Raw genomic sequence first — 1,071 nt, 5'->3', positions numbered from 1 at the left:
CACACACCCCCCCCCCCTGTGGGCTCCCCCCCCCCATTGCCCACCACACCCGGGGTGTTGAGCACCCGCGCGCGCCGCGCCCCCGCCGCGGCCCCCCCCTCGGCATGTTGAGGCCCCGTGAAGCGACAACTCGCCTCAGATGGCACAATCAGTGCATGGAACGCGACGGCCAACTCGAGCTCTACGGCATCGTCGCCGACCGGCTCAAGGAAGCGCACGCAAAGGTGCGCGCACTGCAAGTCCCGGAGGGCGTACGGATGGCGCTGTCCCGGAAGCTGCTGGTCATGACCTCAGCGGCGAAACACGATCTCGCAGACGCGGCAACGCGTCTGGAGCGGTTCATGAACGACCTCGACGAGGGGCGTTTCCCCGAAGATCCCGACACCGACGGAAGTCCGTGACGATCGAGTGCGTTGCGGCACAAGGGTGATTAGCCCGTTTCGTGTTTGATTTGCGGTATATATCTGCCTAACGTGCGAAAAGGCTTGAACACATTGATTCTGGCAATGCCTCCGAAGGGGAAGACGTGAACAAGGCGCAGCTCGTAGAAGCGATTGCCGACAAGGTCGGCGGCCGTCAGCAGGCCGCCGATGCCGTAGACGCCGTCCTGGACGCCATCGTCCGGGCGGTCGTCACCGGGGAGCGAGTTTCGGTCACTGGATTCGGTTCGTTCGAGAAGGTGGAGCGGCCCGCCCGGTACGCCCGTAACCCGCAGACCGGGGAGCGCGTGCGGGTCAAGAAGACCTCGGTGCCCCGCTTCCGCCCCGGTCAGGGCTTCAAGGATCTGGTGAGCGGCTCCAAGAAGCTCCCGCGCGGCGGCGAGGTCGCCGTGAAGAAGGCCCCCAAGGGCAGCCTCCAGGTGGCGGCGAAGAAGGCCGCGGCCAAGAAGGCGACCGCCAAGAAGGCTCCTGCGAAGAAGGCACCCGCGAAGAAGGCCGCCGCCGCGAAGAAGGCGCCGGCCAAGGCGGCGGCGAAGAAGACCACCGCCAAGAAGGCCGCGGCCAAGAAGGCACCGGCCAAGGCCGCGGCGAAGAAGGCCCCGGCGCGCAAGACGAGCGCCCGTAAGACCAC

At 67.0% G+C, this 1,071-nt stretch carries 2 protein-coding genes; both read left to right on the top strand.

The window, feature by feature from the left end; genetic code table 11:
* The first annotated feature begins 155 nt into the window (after positions 1-155).
* Positions 156-401, top strand: coding sequence for a hypothetical protein (locus tag ACFXB5_RS44570; protein ID WP_037948543.1), 246 nt, complete (start codon positions 156-158; stop codon positions 399-401).
* Between the two features lie 125 nt (positions 402-526).
* The coding region (locus tag ACFXB5_RS44565; protein WP_385219555.1) for an HU family DNA-binding protein at positions 527-1,071 on the top strand (545 nt) is incomplete at its 3' end.

It is taken from the genome of Streptomyces sp. NPDC059455 (assembly GCF_042750115.1).
Classification (GTDB): Bacteria; Actinomycetota; Actinomycetes; order Streptomycetales; family Streptomycetaceae; genus Streptomyces; species Streptomyces endocoffeicus.
This window is presented reverse-complemented; position numbering and strand designations above follow the sequence as displayed.